Source organism: Pseudomonas sp. R3.Fl (genome assembly GCF_023516765.1).
In the GTDB taxonomy this organism is placed as follows: Bacteria; Pseudomonadota; Gammaproteobacteria; order Pseudomonadales; family Pseudomonadaceae; genus Pseudomonas; species Pseudomonas citronellolis.
The window spans coordinates 1,268,249-1,293,007 of the sequence record NZ_JAMGSO010000001.1; the positions used below are offsets into that span (position 1 = coordinate 1,268,249).

19 protein-coding genes and 1 riboswitch are annotated in these 24,759 nt (G+C 70.4%); of the genes, 12 read left to right on the forward strand and 7 right to left on the reverse strand.

The genetic code is table 11. From position 1 onward, the window contains the following. Window positions 1-35: 35 nt before the first annotated feature. Window positions 36-584, reverse strand: coding sequence for a histidine phosphatase family protein (locus M8R19_RS05160; RefSeq protein WP_249917224.1), 549 nt, complete (start codon window positions 582-584; stop codon window positions 36-38). A gap of 195 nt (window positions 585-779) precedes the next feature. On the opposite strand from M8R19_RS05160, the gene M8R19_RS05165 reads away from it, so the two are divergent. The 7 genes from M8R19_RS05165 to M8R19_RS05195 all read left to right on the forward strand — a co-directional run bounded on the left by M8R19_RS05165 (window position 780) and on the right by M8R19_RS05195 (window position 7,340). After that, window positions 780-995 carry a CbtB domain-containing protein gene (locus tag M8R19_RS05165; protein WP_061561196.1) on the forward strand — a complete coding sequence of 72 codons (216 nt, stop codon included), beginning with the start codon at window positions 780-782 and terminating at the stop codon, window positions 993-995. Between the two features lie 18 nt (window positions 996-1,013). Next, entirely contained in the window at window positions 1,014-1,778 is a 765-nt protein-coding gene (locus M8R19_RS05170; RefSeq protein WP_283939441.1) for a CbtA family protein, read from the forward strand. A gap of 270 nt (window positions 1,779-2,048) precedes the next feature. Continuing rightward, a complete protein-coding gene (locus M8R19_RS05175; RefSeq protein WP_074976831.1) occupies window positions 2,049-2,588 on the forward strand; it encodes a Csu type fimbrial protein in 540 nt (179 codons plus the stop codon). A gap of 44 nt (window positions 2,589-2,632) precedes the next feature. Then, complete coding sequence (locus tag M8R19_RS05180; protein ID WP_074976833.1) at window positions 2,633-3,178, forward strand: Csu type fimbrial protein; 546 nt, start codon at window positions 2,633-2,635, stop codon at window positions 3,176-3,178. Window positions 3,179-3,186: 8 nt separating this feature from the next. Next, window positions 3,187-3,903 (forward strand): fimbrial biogenesis chaperone, encoded by a 717-nt coding sequence (locus tag M8R19_RS05185; protein WP_249917225.1) that lies wholly within the window; start codon window positions 3,187-3,189, stop codon window positions 3,901-3,903. A gap of 8 nt (window positions 3,904-3,911) precedes the next feature. Beyond that, the gene (locus M8R19_RS05190) at window positions 3,912-6,299 is read left to right on the forward strand and encodes a fimbria/pilus outer membrane usher protein (RefSeq protein ID WP_249917226.1); all 2,388 of its coding nucleotides are present in this window, start codon (window positions 3,912-3,914) and stop codon (window positions 6,297-6,299) included. A 15-nt stretch (window positions 6,300-6,314) separates the two neighbouring features. Continuing rightward, on the forward strand, window positions 6,315-7,340 hold the full coding sequence (locus tag M8R19_RS05195; protein ID WP_074976840.1) for a Csu type fimbrial protein: 1,026 nt from the start codon (window positions 6,315-6,317) through the stop codon (window positions 7,338-7,340). A gap of 6 nt (window positions 7,341-7,346) precedes the next feature. On the opposite strand, the gene M8R19_RS05200 is transcribed toward M8R19_RS05195, so the two are convergent. Genes M8R19_RS05200 through M8R19_RS05210 form a run of 3 tightly spaced genes read right to left on the reverse strand, consistent with a single transcriptional unit; the run spans window position 7,347 to window position 10,916 of the window. After that, window positions 7,347-8,255 carry an ABC transporter substrate-binding protein gene (locus tag M8R19_RS05200; RefSeq protein WP_249917227.1) on the reverse strand — a complete coding sequence of 303 codons (909 nt, stop codon included), beginning with the start codon at window positions 8,253-8,255 and terminating at the stop codon, window positions 7,347-7,349. After that, a complete protein-coding gene (locus M8R19_RS05205; protein ID WP_249917228.1) occupies window positions 8,252-8,959 on the reverse strand; it encodes a (2Fe-2S) ferredoxin domain-containing protein in 708 nt (235 codons plus the stop codon). The genes M8R19_RS05200 and M8R19_RS05205 overlap by 4 nt, the downstream gene beginning before the upstream one ends. 7 nt (window positions 8,960-8,966) lie before the next feature. Continuing rightward, the gene (locus tag M8R19_RS05210; RefSeq protein WP_502942793.1) at window positions 8,967-10,916 is read right to left on the reverse strand and encodes a TonB-dependent receptor plug domain-containing protein; all 1,950 of its coding nucleotides are present in this window, start codon (window positions 10,914-10,916) and stop codon (window positions 8,967-8,969) included. Between the two features lie 93 nt (window positions 10,917-11,009). After that, window positions 11,010-11,215: riboswitch (cobalamin riboswitch) on the reverse strand. 126 nt (window positions 11,216-11,341) lie between these two features. On the opposite strand from M8R19_RS05210, the gene M8R19_RS05215 reads away from it, so the two are divergent. From M8R19_RS05215 to M8R19_RS05225, 3 genes are all read left to right on the forward strand, one after another. Further along, on the forward strand, window positions 11,342-11,698 hold the full coding sequence (locus M8R19_RS05215; RefSeq protein ID WP_074976849.1) for a VOC family protein: 357 nt from the start codon (window positions 11,342-11,344) through the stop codon (window positions 11,696-11,698). Window positions 11,699-11,846: 148 nt separating this feature from the next. Further along, the gene (locus M8R19_RS05220; protein WP_074976851.1) at window positions 11,847-12,443 is read left to right on the forward strand and encodes a LemA family protein; all 597 of its coding nucleotides are present in this window, start codon (window positions 11,847-11,849) and stop codon (window positions 12,441-12,443) included. Between the two features lie 15 nt (window positions 12,444-12,458). After that, window positions 12,459-14,417: a M48 family metallopeptidase gene (locus M8R19_RS05225; RefSeq protein WP_074976852.1), complete on the forward strand. Its 1,959-nt coding sequence runs from the start codon at window positions 12,459-12,461 to the stop codon at window positions 14,415-14,417. A 313-nt stretch (window positions 14,418-14,730) separates the two neighbouring features. On the opposite strand, the gene M8R19_RS05230 is transcribed toward M8R19_RS05225, so the two are convergent. The 3 genes from M8R19_RS05230 to M8R19_RS05240 form a co-directional block, all read right to left on the reverse strand. Then, window positions 14,731-16,113, reverse strand: coding sequence for an amino acid permease (locus M8R19_RS05230; protein WP_249917229.1), 1,383 nt, complete (start codon window positions 16,111-16,113; stop codon window positions 14,731-14,733). Window positions 16,114-16,390: 277 nt separating this feature from the next. Further along, window positions 16,391-17,068: a class I SAM-dependent methyltransferase gene (locus tag M8R19_RS05235; protein ID WP_249917230.1), complete on the reverse strand. Its 678-nt coding sequence runs from the start codon at window positions 17,066-17,068 to the stop codon at window positions 16,391-16,393. A 551-nt stretch (window positions 17,069-17,619) separates the two neighbouring features. After that, window positions 17,620-17,850, reverse strand: coding sequence for a hypothetical protein (locus M8R19_RS05240; protein ID WP_249917231.1), 231 nt, complete (start codon window positions 17,848-17,850; stop codon window positions 17,620-17,622). A 304-nt stretch (window positions 17,851-18,154) separates the two neighbouring features. Here M8R19_RS05240 and M8R19_RS05245 point away from each other — a divergent pair, with 304 nt between their 5' ends. Beyond that, window positions 18,155-21,166, forward strand: a complete 3,012-nt coding sequence (locus tag M8R19_RS05245) for a transglycosylase domain-containing protein (protein WP_249920139.1) — start codon at window positions 18,155-18,157, stop codon at window positions 21,164-21,166. A gap of 144 nt (window positions 21,167-21,310) precedes the next feature. Beyond that, a complete protein-coding gene (locus tag M8R19_RS05250) occupies window positions 21,311-24,664 on the forward strand; it encodes a patatin-like phospholipase family protein (protein WP_249917232.1) in 3,354 nt (1,117 codons plus the stop codon). Window positions 24,665-24,759 lie beyond the last annotated feature (95 nt).

Here is a 24,759-nt window from a genome sequence, read left to right on the forward strand (position 1 = left end):
GGCGCTGGGGCCCACACAGCATAGACCGCGGCCCGTCACAGGCGCAGGCGCCAGCGCCCGTTGCGGAGCAGGCGCAGCACGCCCAGCGGTTCGACGTCGATGGCGTTGAACGCCGCCGCGCCGGCCCGCAGCACGTGCAGCGCGGCGGCGCGCAGCACCGCGGGGTGGCTGACGACGATGAAGTGGCCGTCCTCGTCGAAGGCGTCGAGCCAGGCGCCCACGCGCTCACACAGCTGCACCTGGGATTCGCCGCCGTGGGGCGCGGCGGCGGGGTCCACCAGCCAGGCAGCCAGCCCGGCCGACGCCGTTTCCTGCAGGGCCTCCAGGCTCTGCCCGCGCCAGGCACCGTAGTCGCAGTCGCGCAGGGCTTCCAGCAGCTGCGGCTCGGCGCCCCAGGCGGCGGCGGTCTGCCGGGCGCGCAGCTCGGGGGCGCAGAGCACCCGCCGCGGCGCCTTGAGCCCGGCGCGGCGCTCGGCCAGGCGCTCGTCCTGGCCCGGTTCCAATGGCTCGTCGGCCTGGGCGAAACGGCCCTGGCGCTGAGCGGCGGTGCGCCCGTGGCAGACGAAGCTCAAGCGGCTCGGCATCGAATTCTCTCCCATTCGCAGGCGCCGGGGTTTACACTGCCCGACGCTCTCGTAGCACTTTGTTACGTGGAAGGAAGCCGGTGAAAACCCGGCACGGTCGCGCCACTGTATTCGGTCCCTGGGCCGAGAGTCAGACCCTTCCCTACAAAAACAGATCGCCAACCGTTTCAGGACGCGCAATCCTAGGAGGTTTCCATGGCTCATTCAGCCACCCACGCCGATACCGGCGTATCGCTCCCCGTCATCCCGCTTTCCGAGCTGCTGCCCTGGGCCATCTTCGGCGGCCTGCTGCTGCTCCTGGCGCTGTATTTCGTCGGCGCCGAACAGGGCGCCACCTCGATGTTCAAGGGCATGTACGTGCACGAATTCGTCCACGACGGCCGCCACCTGCTGGGCTTCCCCTGCCACTGACCCCGGGGACTCCCTGACATGACTGGAAAACTCCTGCTGCGCGGGATGCTCGTCGGCGTCCTGGCGGGCCTGCTCGCCTTCGGTTTCGCCCGCCTCTTCGGTGAGCCCGAGGTAGACCGCGCCATCGCCTTCGAAGAACAGATGTCGGCCATGCACGAGGCCGAGGAAGCCGCCGCCAACGGCGGCATGGCCGCACATGACCACGAGGAAGAACTGGTCAGCCGCGAGGTCCAGGCCAGCATCGGCCTGCTCACCGGCGTGGTGGTCTACAGCGCCGCCATGGGTGGCCTGTTCGCCCTGGTGTTCGCCTACCGGCTCGGCCGCTCCGGGCACCTGAGCCCGCGCGCGCTGAGCGCCCTGCTGGCCCTGGCGGCCTTCGTCACCCTGTACCTGGTGCCGAGCCTGAAGTACCCGGCCAACCCGCCGTCGGTGGGCGACCCGGAAACCATCCGCCAGCGCACCACGCTGTTCTTCCTGATGATCGCCGTGTCCATCGCCGCCGCCGCCATCGCGCTGAACCTGGCCCGCCGCCTGAGCGCCAGCCACGGCGCCTGGGCCGGCACCATCGCCGGCGTGGCCCTGTACGTGGTGGTCTGCATCGTCGCCGCGGTCCTGTTCCCGGCCGTGCGCGAAGTGCCGGCGGACTTCCCGGCCGACCTGTTGTGGCAGTTCCGCCTGGTGTCCCTGGGCATCCAGGCGATCCTCTGGACCACCGTCGGCCTGGTCTTCGGCTGGTGGATCGAGTCCAAGCCGCTGAGTCAATCGTTCATAGGAAAGGCCTGACCGCTTCCGGCCAGCCATTTTCCGCCGCGGGTCCCGTCATCGGGACCCGCTTTCCTACCCCGCCATATCCCCGCTTTTTCCAGACGCCCTCCCCCATCGGCCTTGTAGACAAACCCGCCGATTCTTGAGGCCTGCGAGGCCTACATCAGCCTACAAAAAACACCTGCTTAATCTGGCGAATAAACCTACGTTTTCGTCCGCCTTTTCATCTGGTTCAGATTGGCCATTCCTGGGGAAGATTTCCGCCGATCCCTTATCGAGGCCAAGACGATGACGCACAACCTGCTCAAGCACATATTCGCCGGCACCCTGCTGGCCCTGCCCCTGGAGCAAGCCCTGGCACTGGCGGAGGTATACGGCGACGTGGAGGTTTACCTGGAAATATCCAAGGGCTGCCAGGTGGGTGGAAGCGCAGTGCTCGACAGCACCAACGACTTCGGCGAACTCGATTTCGGCAGGGTCGGCCCGACCTGGGACACGACGTTGAAAACCCAGCTGATCAGCCCGCAAGGCGGCACGCTTCAGGTGACCTGCGATCCGAACATCAAGGCCTTCAAGGTTGCCATCGATGGCGGCCGGCGGGGCGATCGGATGTTGAAGCTCAACACCGGCCCGGACACCGTTGCCTACAAGGTGTACCAGGACGCCCAGCACACCAAGGAATACGCCGTCGACCAGTTCGTCTCCTTCCCCATCCCCACCGGCGGCGCGACCGTCAACATCCCCATCCATGGCTCCATCGCGCCCAATACCAGGCCCAAGCCGAGCGGCACGTACCAGGACACCCTGACCGTCACCATCGACTTCTGACGCCCTGCGGGGCCCGTCCATCCTCGACCCGCCTGGGGCTTGCCATGACACCTCACCCACTGCCGTGCCGGTGCGCCACGCTGCTGCCGGCCGTACTGCTCGCCACCCTGGCGCCGCTGCAAACGGCCAGCGCCGACACCCGCGCCAGTTTCCGGGTTTCCGCCAGCGTCACCCGCGGCTGCCTGGTCAACCACGCGGTGCCCGGCAACGGCAGCAACCTGGGCGACCTCGGGCGCCTGGACTTCGGCCGCCACCCGCCCGCTTCCACCGCCGGCATCAGCACCCGGCTGTCACCCAACAGCGCCGTCACCCTCAGTTGCACCCCCGGCGTGACCCTGCGCATGACGGTGAACGGCGGCCTGCACCTCGCCGGCGGCCTGCGCCACCTGCGCGCAGGCGAAGCGCAGCTGGCCTACCGCCTGTACCTCGACGCCGGCCTCAGCCAGGAGATCCCGGTCAACGCCAGCGTGCGCGTCGACTACGACGACGCCGAGAACATCCGGCTGCCGATCAACGCCGCCCTGCGGCTGCCCGGCAACCAGGCGTCCGGGCGCTACCAGGACCGCCTCGGGGTGACCTTGTCATGGTGAGCGCCCCGATGGCCCTGCTCCTCGCCCTGCTCGTCCTGCTGCCCGGCGCGGCGCGGGCCGGCAGCTCGCTGCTGATCTGGCCGATCGACCCGGCGCTGGAGCACGACCAGCGCGCCAGCGCGCTCTGGCTGGAGAACCACGGCAACCAGCCGGCCCAGCTGCAGGTGCGCATCTTCGCCTGGAGCCAGCGCGGCGGCGAGGAACACTACCAGGCGCAGCACGAGGTGGTCGGCAGCCCGCCGATGTTCCGCGTCGAACCGGGCGCCCGCCAGTTGGTGCGGCTGACGCGCCTGGCGCCCAGCGCCCCGGGCACGGAGCGCGCCTACCGCATCCTCATCGACGAGATCCCCACGCCGCAGGCCTCGCCGGCGCCCTCCGAAGGCAATGGCATCCGCTTCCAGATGCGCTACTCGGTTCCCCTGTTCCTCTACGGCGAGGGCCTGGGGGCGAAGAGCGCCGAGCGCCCGGCGCTGGACTGGCGCCAGCTCGTCGAAGGCGGCAAGGCCTACCTGGAGGTGCGCAACCGCGGGCCACGCCATGCCCGTCTGACGCAGGTGGTCCTCGAACGGCCTGGCGGCAACCAGGCGATCGAGGACGGCCTGCTCGGCTACGTGCTGGCCGGCGCCAGCATGCGCTGGCCGCTACCACGGCCGCTGAGCGGCGGCGGGCGCCTGCGGGCGGAGGTCAACGGCGAAGGTGGCGAGATAGCCGCCGCGCCCCGCTGAGCCGGGCCATGGGCCGCCAGTCGCCGCGCCGCTGCCCCGCGCTGCTCGCCGGAGCCGCCCTGCTGTGCGCAGGCGAGCCCCCGGCGGCGGCCTCGCTGCCCCTGCCGCCGCGGGAGTCCAACGTCCTGGTCGATGATGCCCGCCTGTACCTGGAGGTGCTGGTGAACCTGCGGTCGAGCGGCCAGGTCATGGCCGTGGACAGGCGCCAGGGGCATTTGCGCATGGATGCGGCCGACCTGCGCGCCCTCGGCCTGCCGGTGACGCGCGACGGCCCGCTCGACCTCGCCGGGCTGCCGGAAGTCGAAGTACGCTACGACGCCGCCAACCAGCGCCTGCTGCTGCAGGTGCCGGCGCACTGGCTGGCGGAACAGCATCTGCAAGGCGCCGCGCCGCAGGTCCGCATGCCGGCCCGCAGCAGCTTCGGCGCCCTGCTCGACTACCAGCTGTACGCCAGCAGCCCGCAGGACGGCCAGGACATCCACTCGGCCTGGAGCGACCTGCGCCTGTTCGGCGACTTCGGCGTGTTCAGCCACAGCGGCGTCTACCAGCAGCCCTTCGGCGGTTCGGCGCAGCGCAGCCGCTACCTGCGCTACGACAGCGCCTGGCGCTACGCCGACGAAGAACGCGCGCTGACCTACGAGGTCGGCGACCTGGTCAGCCGCACGCAATCCTGGGCCACGCCGGTGCGCCTGGGTGGCGTGCAGCTGTCCCGGGATTTCGCCATCCGCCCCGACATCGTCACCTATCCGCTGCCGCGCTTCGCCGGCGAGGCGGCGCTGCCCAGCACCCTGGACCTGTTCATCGACGGCTACCGCAACAGCAGCTACCAGCTGCAGCCCGGCCCCTTCAGCATCGGCGGCCTGCCCTACATCAACGGCGCCGGCCAGGCGGTGCTGCAGACAACCGACGCCCTCGGCCGCCAGGTCTCCACCAGCGTGCCCTTCTACGTCAGCAGCGACCTGCTGCGCCCGGGCCTCAGCGATTTCGCCCTCAGCCTGGGCAGCCTGCGCCAGGGCTACGGCGAGGACGACTTCGCCTACGGCACCGGTGCCGCCAGCGCATCGCTGCGCCACGGCCTGAGCGACTACTTCACCCTGCAGGCCCAGGCCGAGGGCGCCGCCGGCCTCGCCATGGGCGGCATCGGCGGCGTGTTGCGGCTGGGCACCCTGGGCATGCTCAACGCCGCCGCCAGCCATGGCAGCCAAGGCGGCGACGGCGGGCGGCAGTTCAGCTTCGGCTACCAGTACAGCGCGCGGCGCTTCAGCTTCTCCATACAGCGCAGCCAGCGCGACGCCGGTTACCGCGACCTGGCGCACCTCGCCCAGGAGCACCAGTGGCGCGGGACGACGGCCGAAGACGAAGACGACGAGCGAGGGCGGCGCTATTCGCCCTCCCGCCGCAGCACCCAGGCCACCGCCAGCCTGGCCCTGGACGACTGGGGCAGCCTGGGCGCCGGCTACTTCGAGGTGGAAACCGGCGACGGCAGCCGCACGCGCCTGCTCAACCTGTCCTGGAGCCGCTCGCTGTGGGGCGACGCCAGCCTCTACCTGTCCGCCAACCGCGAGCTGGGCAACGGCAGGTGGAGCAGCGTCGTGCAACTGGTGGTGCCGTTCGACCTGCGCGGCACCCTCAGCGCCAGCGTCGAGCGCGACGCCGAGGGCCGCGGCAGTCGGCGCCTCGACTACAGCCAGTCGGCGCCCACCGAGGGCGGCTTCGGCTGGAACCTCGGCCTGGCCGACAACGCCCAGGGCGGCGCCTGGCGCCAGGCCGCGCTGCACTGGCGCGGCCAGCACCTGCAGGCCCGGGGCGGCCTGTACGGCAGCGCCGGCGACTACACCCACTGGCTCGACGCCGGCGGCGCCGTGGCCTGGATGGACGGCGCGCTGTTCCCCAGCAACCGCGTGCACGACGCCTTCGTGCTGGTCAGCACCGACGGCCAGGCCGATGTTCCAGTGCGCTACGAGAACCAGCTGGTCGGCCACACCAACGCCGACGGCCACCTGCTGGTGCCCTGGAGCAGCGCCTACTACGCCGGCAAGTACGAGATCGACCCGCTGGGCCTGGCCTCCAACGTCGTGGCGCCGCTGGTGGAGCAGCGCGTCGCGGTGCGCTCCGGCAGCGGCTACCTGCTGCGCTTCCCGCTGCAGCGGGTGCTGGCCGCCAGCCTGCTGCTGCACGACAGCCACGGCCGGCCGCTGCCGATCGGCGCCCAGGCCCGCGTCAACGGCGGCGCGCCCGTCCTCGTGGGCTGGGACGGGCTGGTCTACCTGGAACACCTGCAGGCGCACAACCGCCTGCGCGTGAGCCTGCCCGACGGCCAGGCCTGCAGCCTGGTCTTCGACCTCGACCCGCAGGCCGAAGAACTGGCGCAGCTGGGCCCGTTGCCCTGCCGCTGAACCCTGGAGCCGACCATGACCACACTGCGCTACCTGCTGCCCTTCCTGGCCCTGGCGCCACTTACCGGCCTGGCCCATACCGAGACCGAGCAATGCACGATCAACCCCGGCAGGGCAAGCTTCGGCAGCCACGGCTCGATGACCATCGCCAGCGGCGTTCCGGCCATGCAGCTCTCCGGCGGCGCCCGGTGCAGCCTCAAGGGCTATCCGATCCGCGAGAACTGGATACGCCTGCTCCCGGAGAACCTCAACGGCGGTGTGCTGCGCAATGCCGCCACGGGCGACGCCATCCCCTTCGAGCTGTACGGCAACGCCGGCCTGAGCCTGCCTCTACGGCAGGGCCAGTTCTACAACTACTCCAACTTCCCGTTTCCCGGCGGCGCGCCGGACGTCTCGCAGTTCCCCCTGCACGCCCGCCTGCGCCCGGCCAACGTGGCGCCCGGCACCTACACCGCCACCATCCAGCTACGCTGGCAGTGGCGCATCTGCGTGGCGGGCCGCGTGCTGGGCGCCTGCTACTTCCCCGGCTGGGACATCACGCCCGGAGTGAGCGGCGGCTGCATCGCCGAGATTTGCACCTCGGCGCCGAGCAACTGGGGTACGGGCGTGCTCACCAGCATGCAGCTGGTGGTGCAGGTCAACCGCGACTGCCAGCTCAGCGCGCCCGCCGTGAACTTCGGCAGCGCGCCGCTGATCGCCGGCTTCCGCCCGGTGCAGCAGCGCATCCAGGTGCGCTGCTCCAAGGGCACGAGCTACGACGTCGGCCTGAGCGACGGCGTCAACGCCAGCGGCGGCCAGCGGCGCATGGCCAGCGGCGGCAACCGCCTGGCCTACGAGCTGTACAAGTCGAGCAGCGGCAGCGAGCGCTGGGGCTCTGCGGGCACTGAAAGGCGCCCCAGCAGCAGCGCCGAACTGAACCCCGGCAGCCTCGACGGCCTCACCTACCAGGGCTTCGACTACCGCGCGGAAATCCTCCCCGACCAGCCCACTCCGCCGGCCGGCACCTATAGCGACAGCGTGGTGGTGGATGTGCGCTTCTGAGGGTGCTCAGGGGTACAGGGCCTCGGCCAGCGCCCGCGCCGCGTGGCCGCTTTCCACCCCCGGCACCAACTGGCTGAACGGCAGCGTCACGAAGCGCCCTTCGCGCACCGCGCGCAGCCGCGAGAGCAGCGGGTGCGCGCGCAGGTAGCGGACCTTCTCCGCCGCCGGCGACCAGCGCGCATCGGCCAGCAGGATCACGTCCGGGTCGCCCGCGAGCAGCGTCTCGGGGCTGGCCAGGTAGCCGCGCAGCGCCACCGCCTCGAACAGGTTGCGCGCCCCGGCGGCGCGCAGCAGCTCGCTGACGAAGCCGCGCCCGCCCTGGCTGGCCAGGCCGGCGTCGCTGCTGTCGAGGTAGAACACCCGCAGCGGCGCGCGGCCGTCAGCCCTGGCGGCCGCCGCGCGCAGGTGGGCCTGCTGGGCGTCGATCAGCGCCTGGGCGCGCGCCTCGACGCCGAGCAGCCGGCCCAGGGTGCGCAGGTCGTCGCGCACGTTGCCGAAGCCATCTCCCGTGCGCTGAGCACAGGCCGCCTCCAGCAGGTAGCTGGCGATCCCGGCGGCGGCCAGTTCGGCGCGCCCGCGCCCGGGGTCGAAGGCAGTGGCGAAGCCGCCCACCACCAGGTCCGGGCGCAACGCATAGAGAAGCTCGGTAGACGGATAGCGCGCCGACACCACGGGCACGCCGCGGTAGCGGTCACCCTGCAACTGCGGCCCCGGGTCGTCCAGATAGGCCACGCCCGCCAGCCGCTCCCCGGCGCCCAGTTCCAGCAGCAGGTCGGCGGCGTGCTGGTTGAGCGCCAGGATGCGCTCGGGCACCTTCTTGGCCAGGTGCCAGGTCTCGCCGCAGTTGCGGTAGTCCTCGGCGGCCAGGGCCGGCGTCGCCACCAGCAGCCCCAGCAGCAGTGCGAAGCCTTTCATGGCGCGCCCTCGATCAGCAGTTCGGCCACCGGCTCGCCGCCCGCCAGATGCCGCTCCACCACCCGCAGCACCTGGGCCTCGTCGTGCACGCCGTACCAGCAGCGGTCCGGGTAAACGGTGAGCAGCGGCCCGCGGTTGCAGGGGAACTGGCAACCGGTGCGGGTCAGCAGCACGCCTTCGGCGGTTTCGATCAGCTCGCGCCTGGCCAGCTCGCGGCGCAGCGACTTCCACAGTGGCAAGGCGCCGCGCCGCACGCAGCGCGGGCCGGTGCAGAGGAACAGCTGGCGCTTGTGCGGCGGCGGCGCCGACCAGTCCGGTTGTTCCGGCACCGGGCCGACGGTGCGGCATTCCAGCTGCTGGCGACCGTCGTCGATGGCCGCGCTGACCAGCCGGGCGTCCAGGCCACGGCGGCCGAGGGCCGAGGCGGTCAGCCGCGGGCACGGTGCCTGGGGAAAGTCGCCGGCCAGTTGCGCCACCTCGCCGCGCAGCCAGTCGAGGTAGGCGCCGTCGCTGGCCGGCTCCAGGTCCACCAGCAGCAGCGCCCTGCCCGCTTGCAGGTGCGTGCGGATGGCCGGCCACAGGGCGTCGAAGCCGTCGCTGGTATCGACCAGCGTCACGGCGCGGTGGGATGCCGCCAGCTCGGCGCGCAAGGCCTCGCCCTGGGCGCCCGCGAGGGGGCCGACGATCAGCAGCGCCTGGTCCATGGCCACCTCAGAAGCTGAAGGTGTAGCGCAGCTCGGCGGTGCGCGGGCGGCCCAGGTTGTCCACCTGGCGGATGCCGTTGGTGGTGCGGCTGGTGGCGTAGTCGCGGTCCAGCAGGTTCTCCAGCAGCAGGCTCAGGCGGTGGCGGCGGGCGCCGTCGAGGTAGCGGTAGGCGTCGCCGTCGAGCACCGTGTAGTGGCCGTAGTCGTCGCCCTGCGGGCTGACGATGGAGCCCACGTAGCGCAGCGCCATGCCGAAGCCCCACGGGTCCTGGTCGTAGCCCAGGCGGGTGCGGGCGAAGAAGTGCGGGATGTTGTTCACCGTCACGCCCTCGCGGGTGTCCACCAGGTTGCGGGTGGCGTCGGCATCCAGCTGCCAGTGCTCGCCCAGCCGCCACTGGCCGTTGGCCTCGATGCCGCGCACCTCGATCTCGCCGTCGCCGTTCACCCACTGGTCGCCGGCCAGGGTGATGAGGTCCTTTATCTCGCGGCGGAAGATGGTGACGCTGCCGCTCCAGGGCTGGCCGAACAGCGCGCCGCTGTAGTCCAGGCCCAGCTCGGCGTTGCGGCTGCGCTCGGGCTTGAGGTCGCGGTTGCCGATCTCGTCGCCCGGCTCGTTGACGAACAGCTGCTCGGCGTTGGGCAGCTTGAAGGCGGTGCCCAGCTGGCCGCGCAGCTTGAGCTGGTCGCTGAGGTCGTAGAGCGAGGTGAGCATCCACACGGTGGCGCCCTCGCCGCCGCTGATTTCCTCGCGGCGCACGCCCAGGCTGGGGTGCCAGTTCGGCAGCAGGTCCACCTGCGGGCGCAACTGGGCGTACAGGGCGTGGGACTCGGCCTTGTCGTTGTCGATGATCAGCACGTCGTCCTGGCCCTTGTACCACTGGTTGTCGCTGCCGAAGACCAGCTCGTGGCCGCCGGCCAGGCGCGCCTTGCCCTCCAGCTGCGCGCCCCAGTCGGTGAAGCCCCAGTAGTCGTTGTGGTTGAGCACCCGGGTGCCGCCGCCGGCGAGGTTGTAGATGCGCGTGTAGCGGGTGTCCCAGTCGTTCAGGTGGGCCTTGGCGAACCAGCTGAAGTCGTCGTTCAGGCGCTGCTCGAAGGTCGCCGTGGCGATCTGCTGGATGCGGTCGTTGCTGGTGTGGTGGTTGTCGGCCGGGCGGGCGAAGTCCAGGTCGGCGTCGGCGTATTGGTAGAACAGCTCCAGCCGCGAGGTATCGCCGAAAGCCTGGATGGCCTTGGCGCCGAACACGTTGACATCGTAGGAGCGGCGCTTGTCGCTGACGGTGGCGGTCATGTCCTGCTCGCGGAACGGCTTGTAGCCGTCGGAGCGATTGTGGCTGACGTAGGCCAGCAGGCCGAGGTCGCCCAGGCCGTTCTCCAGCACCTTCTCCACCCGCGCGTCGCCATTGCGCCCGCGGAAGCTGTCCAGGCCCAGGTTGACCTCGCCGGAAGCCTCGCGGGTCTGCGCGCTGCGGGTGACGATGTTGATCACCCCGGACACCGCCTGGGTGCCGAACAGCAGGCCCTGGCCGCCCTTGAGCACCTCGATGCGCTCCACCGCGGTGGTCGGCAGGGTGTCCAGGTAGAGGCCGCCGTACAGGCGGTTGTTCAGGCGCACGCCGTCGAGCAGGATCAGGGTGTCGTCGTTGCGCCCGCCCAGCAGCGAGTAGGTGCCGTAGTCGAAGGGGCCGTTCTTCGGCGCCACGAACAGGCCGGGCACGTACATCTGCAGCACGCGGGTGATGTCGGCGCTGGGGCCGGCGCGCTCGATCTGCTCGCGCTCGATGACTTCGAGCCTGCTGCCGTAGCGGGCCATCTCGGCGACGGTGGTGGATTCCACCGAAGGCGCGCTGACGATTTCATCGCGCAGGCCCAGGGGCTCGGCGTTCAGGCAGGGGCTCAGGCACAGGCCCGCCAGCCACAGGGCGCGCCGGGACAGGGGTTGGGAAAGGGGGAAATACAAGGTGATCGCCTCGAAACGGGAATTTCGCAGGCGGCGCAGCGAGCTCCGGCGCGAGCGCGTCCGGAATCCGGCTCACGCCCGCCCACCGCGGGTTTGCCAACAACGCTCCAGGCCGGTCTCCGGGCTTGCGAGGGGCCTGGAGCATCCGCCTTCCCATGCCTGAGCACAGTGGCCTCGTGGATGCCCCGCTCGCTTACCGTTGCGGGGGCAGCGCCGGACTGATCGCCAAGGGCGACGCACCGGCTTCCCGTTTCACCTCACGCACGGCGGCGTGAGGCACCTGGAACGGCGCGCATCTGACCATCGGTGCGGCGGGGCGTCAAGGGCGCGGGTGTCGCGCCTGGACCGTCCATCCAACGGCGGTTAAGGTGAGCGGCCCGGAACCGGGCCCCCGGTGCCCTGCACATGGAAAAGACTGGATACAAATGACCGACCTCCCCATCGTCTCCGTGCTCATCCACGTGCCCGACTGGCGCACAGCCACCGACTGGTACGCCCAGGCCTTTCCCGCGGCACGCCGCGTGGTGCACGCCCCCGACGACTTCGGCCACCTGCAACTGGGCGCGGTGGCCCTGGAGATCGTCAACGCCGACGCCAAGGTCACCGCCGGCGCCGCGGGCTCGGTGGTGTACTGGCGCGTCGCCAACCTCGACGGCGAGCGGGCCCGCCTGCTGGCCCTGGGCGCCGAACCCTGGCGCGGGCCGCTGGCCCTGCCGGAGGGCGGGCGCATGTGCCAGGTGCGCGATCCCTGGGGCAACTGCATCGGTCTGCGGGAGGACTGAGCCGCCACCGAGCTGTGGGCGGAACCGGCAGCGAGTTTCCTGGGCTACCTCGACGGGCTGTGAGCGACTGCGCAGCGCGTCCGCTGGCCCGGCGCCAGCTTTCCGCTATCATCGGCGGACCTTTCCCGACGCCCGAAAAGGACCTCCCATGTCGGTTTCCTCCCTGGTCACCCTGCTCGTCCTCGCCGTGCTGTTCTTCGGCGTCATCGCCATCTACAACCGCCTGGTGAACCTGCGCGCCCGCTACCGCAACGCCTTCGCGCAGATCGAGGTGCAGCTCAAGCGGCGCTACGACCTGATCCCCAACCTGGTGGAAACCGCCAAGGCCTACCTCAAGCACGAGCGGGAAACCCTGGAAGCGGTGATCGCCGCGCGCAATGCCGCGGTGGCCGGGCTCAAGGCCGCCGCCAGCCAGCCCGGCGCCGCTGCCGGCCTGGCCCAGCTGGCCAGCGCCGAAGGCGCCCTGGGCGGCGCGCTGGGGCGGCTCAACGTGACCATGGAAGCCTACCCGGACCTCAAGGCCTCGCAGAACCTGCAGCAGCTCACCGAGGAGCTGTCGAGCACCGAGAACAAAGTGGCCTTCGCCCGCCAGGCCTACAACGACGCAGTGATGGAATACAACGCCTACCGCCAGTCGTTCCCCGCCGTGGTGCTGGCGGCGAATTTCGGCCACAAGGCCGAGGTCGCGCAGCTGGAGTTCGCCGACAGCAAGCAGATCCAGGACGCGCCCAAGGTCGCCTTCTGACGAGCGGCCCGCGCGATGAACTTCTTCCAGCACCAGGACCGCGCCCGCCGCCAGACCGGCCGGCTGATCCTGCTCCTGGCCGCGGCGGTGGCCTGCCTGGTGACGCTCACCAGCCTGGCCCTGGGCTGGCTCTGGCGCCACATCGGCGAGCCCGCCAGCCACTGGACCTCGCCGCAGCGCCTGCCCGACCTCGAGCTTTACCTGTGGGTGGCCCTAGTGGTGGTCGGCGTGGTGATCGTCGGCGCCTGGTACAAGCACCGCCAGCTGCGCCTGGGCGGCCGCGCCGTGGCCGAGCGCCTGGGCGGCCGGCTGATCAACCTGGACGCCCGCGACGCCGAGGAGCGCCGGGTGCTCAACGTGGTCGAGGAAATGGCCATCGCCTCGGGCGCCCCGGTGCCGCCGGTGTACCTGCTGGAGGACAGCGGCATCAACGCCTTCGCCGCCGGCCTGACGCCGCGCGACGCGGTCATCGGCGTCACCCGCGGGACCATCGCCCTGCTCAGCCGCGACGAGCTGCAGGGGGTGATCGCCCACGAGTTCAGCCACATCCACCACGGCGACATGCGCCTGAACACCCGCCTGGTGGCGCTGCTGCACGGCATCCTGCTGCTGGGCCTGATCGGCGAGACCATGGTCCGCGGCCTGTGGGACAGCCACTGCGCCGACGACGTGGCGCGCATCCGCATGCAGCGCAGCAACGCCGGAAATGACAGCGGCTCCGGCTCGGCCCTGGGCTTCATCGCGCTGGCCTTCGTCGCCGGCCTGTGCCTGTGGGTGCTGGGCTCGGTCGGGACCTTCTTCGGCAGCCTGATCAAGGCCGCGGTGAACCGCCAGCGCGAATACCTCGCCGACGCCTCCGCCGTGCAGTTCACCCGCAACCCGGCCAGCATCGCCGGGGCGCTGAAGAAGGTCGGCGGCTACGGCTCGCTGCTCGGCGCCCTGCACCGCGCCGAGTTCAGCCACCTGTACTTCAGCGACGGCCTGGCCAACCACTGGTTCGGCCTGGCCACCCACCCGCCGCTGGAGGCGCGCATCCGCCGCATCGAGCCGGGCTGGGACGGCCGCTACCCGAAGGTGGAACCGCGCCTGGACATCCCGCTGGTGGACCGCGAGACCTGGAACGCCGCCCTGCGCGGCTACCCCTCGGGCGCGGCGCTGGCGTCGGTCGAGGCCATCGGCGAGCCGGCCGGGGCGCACCTGGAGCAAGCGCGGCACACCCTGCAACGGCTGGATGAAAGCCTGCGGGCGGCGGCGCACAAGGTCGATGGCGCGCAGGCGCTGGTCTACGGCCTGCTGCTGGATGCCGAAGCGCTGGCCCGCGCCCAGCAATTGCAACTGCTCAAGCCGCGCCTGGAGCTGGGCGTGGCCTTCCAGTTCGACCGCCTGGAGGAGCACCTGCACGCCCTCGATCCAGGCCAGCGCCTGCCCCTGCTGGACCTGGCCATGCCGGCGCTGAAGCAGTTGGACGCCACCCAGGTGGCGAGCCTGCTGGGCAACATGGCGCTGCTGATCAAGGCCGACCGCCGGGTGAAGCTGCTGGAGTGGACGCTGCTGCGCATCGTCGAACGCAACCTGCGCCCGGCCCCGGCGCGCATCGGCAACCTGCCGCTGGCCGAGCTGGGCGACGAGGCGGCGGTCCTGCTGGCCTTCCTCGCCGGCGTCGACGAAGCCGAAGCGGCCCATGCCGAACAGGCCTTCGCCCAGGCCTGGGCCACCCTGCCCTTCGCCGTGCGGCAGCCGCCGCAGGCCGGCACCCTGCGCGAGCTGGAGGCGGCGCTGCGACGCCTGGCGCAACTGCGCCCATTGCAGAAGCCGCAGCTGCTCAAGGCCATGGTCCGCTGCAGCGAATACGACGGCCGCATCAGCGTGGCCGAGGCGGAACTGCTGCGCGCGGTGGCCGACATCCTCGACTGCCCGATGCCGCCGTTGCTGGCGGATACGGCTTTTCGTAGGAGCGAGCTTGCTCGCGAATGAGTCCCGCAGCGGAGTCTGTTCGCGAGCAAGCTCGCTCCTACGAAGAGCACCTCGGCGCGGTCATGGGCGATGGGTTTGCCGGAAGGTGTAGGAGCGGACTCTGTCCGCGATAGCCGGAGGTTCCGGCGCGATTCGCGGATAAGATCCGCTCCTACGCTGCCCCACCCGCGCCATTCCCATGTAGGAGCGCGCCCTGCGCGCGATTTCGCGGGCAGGGCCCGCTCCTACAATTGTCGTGGGGCATGGAGTTTCCTCTCCGCCACACAAAAGAAAAGGGCCTCCGAAGAGGCCCTTTGTCATTTCGCCATCAGGCTCACGCGCCGCTGGCGACCGCGCCCTGTTCGCCTTTCGGCGCCAGGTCGAGCACGCGGTACAGCACCACCAGCAGGACCAGGAAGGCCGGGCCGATGTAGAGGGCGATGCGGGTGTCCTCGAAGAACGCCATCAGCGCCACCACCAGCACCAGGAAGGCCATGGCCAGGTAGGAGCTCAGCGGGTACAGCCACATGCGGAACTGCAGCTTGCCGGCCTCGGCCGGGCTCAGGCCGCGGCGGAACTTCAGCTGCGCCAGCAGGATCATGGCCCAGGTCCAGATGGCGCCGAAGGTGGCGATGGAGGTCACCCAGGTGAACACCTTCTCCGGCACCAAGTAGTTCAGCAGCACGCCGAACAGCAGCGCGACTATGGACAGGATCAGCGCATTGCGCGGCACGCCGCCCTTGGAGGTCTTGGCGAAGACCGCCGGCGCCTGGCCGTGCTGGGCGAGGCTGTAGAGCATGCGCCCGGTGCTGAAGATGCCGCCGTTGCAGGAAGACAGCGCAGCGGTGATCACCACGAAGTTGATGATGCCGGCGGCGGTCTTGATGCCCAGGCGCTCGAAGGTCATCACGAAGGGGCTGCCCTGGGTGCCGATCTCGCTCCACGGGTAGATCGACATGATCACGAACAGCGCGCCGACGTAGAACAGCAGGATGCGCCAGAACACCGAGTTGATCGCACCCGGGATGGTCTTCTGCGGGTTCTTCGCCTCGCCTGCGGTGAGGCCGATCATCTCCACGCCCAGGTAGGCGAACATCACCATCTGCAGCGACATCAGCACGCCGGTGATGCCATGGGGCATGAAGCCGCCGTTGCTCCACAGGTTGGAAATGCCGGTGGCCACGCCGCCGTTGCCCAGGCCGAAGACGATCATGCCGCCGCCCACCAGGATCAGCGCGAGGATGGTGACGACCTTGATCAGGGCGAACCAGAACTCGAACTCGCCGAAGGCGCGCACCGCGATCAGGTTGATGGTGCCCATGCTCGCCAGGGCCGCCAGGGCCCAGATCCAGCGCGGCACCTCAGGGAACCAGATGCCCATGTAGATGGCCACCGCGGTGATCTCGGCGACGCAGGTCACCAGCCACAGGAACCAGTAGTTCCAGCCGGTCAGGTAGCCGGCCAGCGGGCCGAGGTAGTCCTGGGCGTAGCGGGCGAAGGAGCCGGCCACGGGGTTGTGCACGGCCATTTCGCCGAGGGCGCGCATGATGACCAGGATGGCCAGGCCGCCGATGATGTAGGAGAGCATGATGGCCGGGCCGGCCATCTGGATGGCCTTGGCGGAGCCGAGGAACAGGCCGACGCCGATGCAGGCGCCGAGGGCCATGAGACGGATGTGCCGCTCGTTGAGATCCCGTTGGAGATCGTGGGACGACATGATGGTGCAACCTCGATTTTGTTGTTGGGTATATCAGCGGCGACTCGAAGCGCGGTCGGGATGAGGAAGGCCCGCGACGAAAAAAGCGCCGCCGCCGCGCCGGTGGGCACGGGGGAGGATTCGTCTGGGGCCTTCCGGGACTGCACACCGGAAGAGGCTGCCCGCTCTTGTGGAGCGGACGTGGGCATTGCGGGAGTGAACCACTGAGGTCGCCGCGGAGTGTTACACAAGATTGCCGGGGCGTCTGCCCCCTTATGGTGCGAACGAGACCAAAGGCTTACCCGGCCGGCGCGGCCACCAGCAGCAGCGAGCAGGCCGCCCCGGTATCCGGCCGCCGCGGCTCGCGCAGCGCCAGCAGGCGCCAGCCGCTGACGTGCAGCAGGGCCAGCCAGGATTCGAAGGTGCGGAAGTACCAGGGCATGGGCTCGCGGAACTCGTCGCCGAAGGCGCTGAAGGTCTCCAGGCGCCAGCCGTCCTCGTAGGGCTCGTCGCAGCAGGCGCTCCAGGGGTGCAGGGTCTGGATCAGCAGCCGCCCGCCCGGCGCCAGTCGCTGCTGCAGGCCGCGCAGCAGGGGCGCGAGGTCCTCGTCGAACAGGGCGAAGTTGCACACCAGCGCGTCGAACCGCCCCAGGTGCGCCCCGGCTTCGCCCGCCAGTTCGGCCTGGCTCAGCACCTCGTAGCGCCCCTCGCCGGCCTGGCGCGCGGCCTCGATCAGGGCTGGCGAGGCGTCGATGCCCACCACTTCGCAACCCTGGGCCTCCAGCACCCGGCACAGCCAGCCTTCGCCGCAGCCGATGTCCAGCACACGATGCGGCGAACCTTCCAGCACGGCGCGGACGATAGCCTCGTCGGTGGCCAGGCGGCGGCTGTCGATGCGCTGCTCGCGTACTGCGCGGGTCCAGGCGCTGGCGTTGCTGTCCCAGCTGTGGCGGATGCGGGTGGGGTTGTCGGGCATGGTGGGGGTCCGAGGGGAAAGGGAAGATTCCATTTTAGGTTGTAGGAGCGAGCTTGCTCGCGAATGGAGTTTCCCGATGGCTGCGGTGCAGGCCCTGAAGAGCCCCTCTCCCTAACCCTCTCCCTGAAGGGAGAGGGGACCGTTCGGAGTGCCTGGGTATTCCTGAGTCAGCCGGCAATTACGGAAGTATCCAGCGAACACCACGCTTACCGCTGGCACGGCCAGTGGCTTTCGTAGGAGCGAGCTTGCTCGCGAACCGTGTTTCCCGGTGACCGCGGTGCTTTCGGTGGACTCCGTACCCTCTCCCCAGCCCTCGGCTGCGCGCCCCGCCCTGAAGGGAGAGGGGGCTTGGCCGTGCCGAGAGAAGGAGTGGTTTCAGCCGTCAATCCAAGTGCTAGCCGGCTGACTCCAAAACATCAGCGTCTGCCCAACGGTCCCCTCTCCCTTCAGGGAGAGGGTTAGGGAGAGGGCGCTCTTCAGGGCCAGCACCGCAGCTACCGGGAAACTCCGTTCGCGAGCAAGCTCGCTCCTACAAAAGAAAAGCCCGCCCCTCACAAGCCCTTCGGCACCGCCAGCCCCTTGGTCGATGGCCCGCGCTTCAACGGCTGCCGGCACCCCGCATCGCTGAACGGCCCGGACAGCCGCGCCCAGCCCTCCCCCGGCGAGGTCTGGCTGCAGGTCAGGTGACCGTCCAGGCGGCTCTGCCACAGGTAGAACGGCATGGGCGCGGCCTGGGCGGCCAGGCTGGCGATCAACGGCAGGAACAGCAGGAACAGGCGCATCGGGTCGTTTTCCAGGTCACTCGTCGGCCATTGCCCTGGCTTGAGCCGGACGAAGGCACGACATTCAGCAGAATTTTCCCCGCCTACTACGCTCAAAGAAAGGGGAGGCCGCTGGCACGGGGGCTTTCGCGGCACCGGGATGGGTGCCGGTCGTCACGTCGGCGGAGACCACTTACTCAGGCTTTCGCAAGCATGGGCAGGTCGTGATATGGCGCATACGGAGCATACCGGTCAACTGCATTCTCAACCGGGCGTGCCGGAGCCTGGCTTTTCCCCGAAAAAACCCAGCCACCACCGCTTCCTGCTGCTGTTCCTGTTCGTCCTGCCACTGCTGGCGGCGATGGGCGCAGCGCTGCTCTACGAGGCGCATACGTCCAAGCTGCAGGCCCGCGAACTGGCGCGCCTGGCCGGCGAGCTGACCTGGCAGGTCGGCGCCGGTTCCAGCGACCAGGTGGTCTACCCGAAGGACGGCCCCTTCGACCGCCGCCTGGGCTACCTGCAACTGCCGGACTTCCTGCAACGCCTGCACGACCGCGACTTCGTCACCCTCGACCAGGCGCGCTTCTCCCCTGCCCTGCTGCAATACGCCGGCTACGGCATGTTCCCGCCCTACGCCGAGAAGGCCCAGGCCGGCGTCGACATCAGCGACTGCCGCGGCCTGCCGATCTACAACTTCCGCTACCCGCAGCGGCTCTACGCCAGCTACGACGCCATCGCCCCGCTGATCGTGCAGAGCCTGCTGTACATCGAGAACCGCGACCTGCTCGACGCCAGCCGCCCCTACCTCAACCCGGCCATCGACTGGAGCCGCTTCACCCAGGCCGCCGTGGCCCAGGCCGGGCGCCTGGTCGGCATGGGCAACCACGCCCCCGGCGGCAGCACCCTGGCCACGCAGATCGAGAAGTACCGGCATTCAGTGGACGGCCGCACCAACTCCATCCGCGACAAGCTGCGGCAGATGGCCTCGGCCAGCGTGCGCGCCTACCAGGGCGGCGCCGAGAACCTGCCGGCGCGGCGCAACGTGGTGCTCACCTACCTCAACTCGGTGCCGCTCTCGGCGCAGCCGGGCTACGGCGAGGTCAGCGGCCTGCCCGACGGCCTGTGGATCTGGTACGGCGCCGACTACCAGCAGGTCAACCGCCTGCTCTCCGCCCCCGTCGGCCAGGACGCCGAACTCGAGGCCCAGGGCCGGGCGCTGCGCCAGGTGGTGTCGCTGATGATCGCCCACCGCCGCCCGTCCTATTACCTGGCGCGCGGGCGCAAGCCGCTGGGCGAGCTGACCGACAGCTACCTGCGCCTGCTGGCCCAGGCCGGGGTGATCGAAGCGCCGCTGCGCGATGCCGCCCTGGCCCAGCGCCTGGAGTTCCGCGACCCACAGAACCAGCCGACGGTGCAGCCGCTGGAGCCGAACAAGGGCGTGAGCCTGGCCCGCACCCGCCTGGCGGGCATGCTCAACGTGCCGCTGTATGACCTGGACCGCCTCGACCTGACCTTCAGCACCACCCTGCAGGACGAGCTGCAGAACAAGGTCAGCACCTACCTCAAGCAACTGGCCGACGCGGACTTCGCCGCGCAGATCGGCCTGTTCGGCGAGCACCTGCTGTCCAAGGACAAGACCGCCGACGTGCGCTACAGCTTCGTGCTGTTCGAACGCACCGCCGACGGCAACCGCGTGCGCGTGCAGACCGACAGCACCGACCAGCCCTTCGACATCAACGAGGGCAGCAAGCTGGAGCTGGGCTCCACCGCCAAGCTGCGGGTGCTGTCCAACTACCTGGAGCGCATCGCCGACCAGTACCGCGCCTACAACGGCAAGCCCGCCGCCGAGCTGCGCAAGGTGCCGGTGGAGCCGCTGGACTTCATCAGCCGCTGGTCCATCGACTACCTGATCGCCAACCCCAACGCCGACCTCTCGGCCATGCTCGCCGCGGCCATGCAGCGCAAGTACTCGGCCAGCCCCTACGAGAGCTTCTTCACCGGCGGCGGCGTGCACACCTTCTCCAACTTCCGCCGGGAGGACAACGGGCGCATCCCCACCCTGCTCGAAGCGCTGCGCGAATCCATCAACCTGCCCTTCGTGCGCCTGCTGCGCGACCTGGTGCGCCACGACATGTACCAGAAGGACGGCAACAAGCTGACCGTGCTGCAGGACGACAAGGACCCGCGCCGCCAGCTGTACCTGGACCGCTTCGTCGACCAGGAGAGCCGCGTCTACCTGCTGCGCTTCTGGCAGAAGTACCGCGGGCAGAACGCCGACGAGCGCCTGGACACCTTCCTCGACGGCCTGCGCCCGTGGCCGGTGCGCCTGGCGGCGATCCACCGCTACCTGCAGCCCCAGGCCGACCAGGCGACCTTCGCCGCCTTCCTCCAGGACCGCCTGAAGCAGAGCCACTACACCGGCGAGAAGCTCACCGACAAGCGCATCGCCGACCTCTACACCCGCTACGGCCCCGGCGCCTTCGACCTCAACGACCAGGGCTACGTGGCCCGCGTGCACCCGCTGGAGCTGTGGCTGCTGGGCTACCTGCAACGCCAGCCCCAGGCCAGCTTCGCCGACGCGGTGGCCGCCAGCAACGCCGAGCGCAAGCAGGTCTACGGCTGGCTGTACAAGTCGCGCTACAAGGCTGCCCGCGACAAGCGCATCCGCATCATGCTGGAGGTGGAGGCCTTCCTCGACATCCACCAGCAGTGGAAACAGCTGGGCTACCCGTTCGACCACCTGGTGCCCTCGCTGGCCACCGCCCTGGGCAGCTCCGGCGACCGCCCGGCAGCGCTGGCCGAGCTGATGGGCATCATCCTCAACGACGGCATCCGCCTGCCCACCCTGCGCATCGACAGCCTGCACTTCGCCGCCGGCACGCCCTATGAGGTGAGCCTGGCGCCGCAGGCCAACGTCGGCACCCGGGTGATGACCTCGGAGGTGGCCAGCACCCTGCGCGACTCGCTGTCCCAGGTGGTCGACCAGGGCACCGCGCGGCGGCTGTCCGGCAGCTTCCGCCGCGACGACGGCAGCGCGCTGGTAATGGGCGGCAAGACCGGCACCGGCGACAACCGCATCGAAAGCTTCACCCGCGGCGGGGCGGTGAAGAGCTCGCGCTCGCTGAACCGCACCGCGACCTTCGTGTTCTACCTCGGCCCGCGGCACTTCGGCACCCTCACCGCCTACGTGGCCGGCAGCGCGTCGAGCAACTTCAAGTTCACCTCGGCGCTGCCGGTGCAGGTGCTCAAGGGCATGGCGCCGATGCTGCAGCACTACCTGGAGCCGGGCACCGAGTGCCACGCGCCCCAGGACACCCTGCGGGTGAGCTGGCTATGAGGCCGCGCGCCGCCGCGGCCTGAACCCGGGAAAGGCCAGGGAAGCACGGCGCCAAGGGTTCGGCGCCGGGAGGTCCGGCCGGCCGTCAGCATGACCTGGCGCGGCGCCCCTTGCCGCGCGGGTCAGGAGCCGGAGGGCACCGCCATGCCGCGCCGCCACGGAAACCTCAGGGACCAGGAACAGGCGTTGCTGCGCCAGCGCCGCGCCCAGGCCGGCATCGACGTGCCGAGCGACTTCAGCTGGGGCCTGGCCCTCTCCGGCGGCGGCGTGCGCAGCGCCACCTTCAACTTCGGCCTGCTGCGGGCGCTGGCGAAGAACCACGTGCTCAAGCGCTTCGACTACCTGTCCACGGTGTCCGGCGGCGGCTACGTCGGCGCCATGCTCGGCCGCCTGTACGGCCCCGCCCAGGGCGCCCGCGAGGTGGAGAACGGCCTGGCGGCGGACGACTCGCTGCTGCTCTGGTGGCTGCGCAACAACGGCCGCTACCTGGCCCCGGCCGGCGGCCGCGACCTGCTGATGGCCGGCGCCTCGATGCTCCGTGGCTTCATGGCCACCCAGCTGGAGATCGGCATCCTGCTGCTGTGCATCGGCATGTTCACGGTGCTGCCCCACGTGCTGCTGGCGCTGCTGGGCACGCCGCCGGTGTTCCTCGGCAACCTCTGGTCGCTGTGGTTCCTCGCCGTGCCGCTGTTGCTGCTGGCCGCCGGCGCGCTGTGCTGGGCCTACTGGTTCAGCCGCGACCGCCAGGACCATGCCCTGCGCGACCTGCTCTCGGTGCTGCTGGCCCTGCTCGCCGCCCTCGCCCTGGCGGTGCAGAGCCTGTGGCCGCAGTTGCAGAGCGACATCGAACTGGGCCCGCGGCTGCTGGCCTACGCCGTTCTGGTCGGCGCCCTGCTGATCGCCCCGCTGGGCTGGCTGCTGCGCCTGCCGCTGCGCGCCTGCCCGCCGGAACAGCAGCGCCTGCGCCTGACCCACTGGCTGGGCTGGGTGCTGCTGGGCGGCGCCGGGGTGCTGCTGCTGGGCGTCTGCGAGGCGGCCACCTGGCATCTCGTGGTGCGCCTGCGCGAGAGCGGCAACTTCACCCTGGTTTCCTCCGGCGTGCTGGGCTCCACCGGCCTTGCCGTGGTGCTGCTGCGCGCCCTGCTGCCGACGCTGCTGGAGCGCCTGCGCCAGCAGGGCCTGCCGAGCGCCTACGGCAGCCAGCTGGCCAACCTGCTGGGCCTGGCCCTGCTGGCATTCCTGCTGCTGGCCTGGCTGACGCTGCTGCAGGCCTTCCTCTACCTGGGCGGCAACCTGCTCAGCCCCGGCGCCGCCATGCAGCCCTGGCTGCCGCTGCTGTACTGGGCCCTGGTGCTGGCCGCGCTGGGCTTCTACATCGGCATCAGCGGCGCCAACCTCACCCAGCTGAACCTCGCCTCGCTGCACTACTTCTACCGTTCGCGCCTGGCCCGCACCTACGTCGCGGTGGCCAACCACGGCGGGCCCGAGGCGCGCTTCCCGGCCTCGCTGCTGGTGCCGGCCGAGCGCCGGCTGATCGAAGGCATCGAGTCGCTGCGGGAGATACTGCCCGGCGACGACGTGGCCCTGGCCGACTACCAGCCGCACACCTACGGCGGGCCGCTGCACCTGATCAACTGCTGCATCAACCAGACCCTCGACGACCGCACCCACAGCTACAACGCCGACCGCAAGGGCGTCGCCCTGACCGTCAGCGCCCTGGGCGTGGAGACCGGCACCCACGGCCCGCGGCCGCCCCAGGGCATGGAGCGCAGCAGCCTGGCGCAATGGGCGACCATCTCCGGCGCCGCGCTGAGCACCGGCATGGGCTCGCGCACCAGCGCCGGGCTGGCCGCGCTGGTGTTCATGACCGGCCTGCGCCTGGGCTTCTGGCTGCCCAACCCGACCCGCGCCGCCGAGACCGGCTGGCGCGCGCGCCTGGCCAAGTACCTGGCCACCCGCGCCGAGATGCTCGCCCAGTTCCCCGGCCTGCGCGCGCCCTTCTGGTACCTGTCCGACGGCGGCCACTTCGACAACAGCGGCGTCTACGCCCTGCTCAAGCGCGAGGTCGACCTGATCATCGCCAGCGACTGCGGCGCCGACCCGCGCTACCTGTTCGAGGACCTGGAGAACCTGGTGCGCAAGGCCAAGATCGACTACGACGCCGACATCGAGTTCATCGACCCGGACAGCCTGGCGCGGGTCTCCGCCGGCGACGCCCGCGCCCTGCTGTTCGGCACCCCGGAATCCATCTCGCCGGATTGCGGCCGCGAATACCTGCTGCTGGCGCGCATCACCTACGCCAGCCACAGGCGCGGCACCCTGCTGGTGGTCAAGCCGCACCGCTGCGACTCGCCGCTGCTGGAGCTGCCCTTCGACCTGGTGGGCTACGCCGACCGCAACCCGGCCTTCCCGCAGCAGGGCACCGACGACCAGTTCTTCGACGAAAGCCAGTGGGAGGCCTATCACCAACTGGGCCTGGCCCTGGGTTCGGTGCTCAGCCGCGACTTCCTCCAGCGCCTGCCGGGCTGGACCGACCTGGCCAGCATCGTCACCCTCACCGCGGTCGGCCAGCCGGCCCCGGCCAACGGCCCGAACCGCCGCCAGCGCATCGCCCAGAACGTGCGCACCACCCTCGGCGTGGGCCTTTCCGCCAGCCTGGTGGTGGCGCTCTGGCAGGGCCTGGAGCAGTACCGCGGCAACATCGCCGACAGCGAGTCGAAGTACGCCAGCCAGTTGGAGGCCATCGCCGATCTCTATGCCAAGGGCAACAAGGTCAGCGACGCCCTGCGCACGCGCATCGGCCACCTGGAGAACTTCGCCAGCCGCAACGGCCTGTCGGTGGAGTTCGCCAGCGACATGCGCACCCTGTTCGAGCGTGCCAGCACGGCCTGCGCCAGCGGCGCCGAGTCGGCCGACTGCGATTACCTGCGCCAGCTCACCAGCGACCCGCACCCCAACAGCCCGGTGCAGCAATACTGGTTCGGCTTCACCCCGCTGCCGGAAGACAACCCGGCGCTGGCCAGCGCCCCGCCGCCCCCTCCGCCACCGCCAGCCGCGGCGCCGGCATCACCGCCTGTCAGCGCCGAGATGGTGCCACCGCCCGCCGTCACGGCCAACGCCGCGCCCGCGCCCGCAGCAGAGCCGGTGGCCAACCCCTGCATGCGCGAAGGCAGGCGGCCGGTGGTGCTCTACACGCAGATCTACTCGGCCGACGAACAGCGCCCGGCGCGGGACTTCCTCAAGCTGCTGGAAGGCAGCGGGATCAGCACCCCGGGCATCGAGAACGTGGTCAGCGCCGCCGCCCGCCGCGGCTCGCCACCGCCACTGCCCTGGCCGCGGCCGACCTTCATCTACCACGCCCGCCGCGACGGCGAATGCGCCCGCTGGCTGGCGCACAAGTTCAGCGACAAGGCCGTGGCCCTGCCGCTGGCGGCAAGCCTGCAGGCCTCGCCCGGGGTGATCGAGTTCTGGCTGCCGGCGCAGGCGAAGCCCAATTGAGGTAACGTCCAAAGCGGCGGTCAAGACTCGGCGACGGATAATCGCTCCAAGCAACAGTCTTGCAGGCCGCGCCGGGGCGCTCTTCGTAGGAGCGA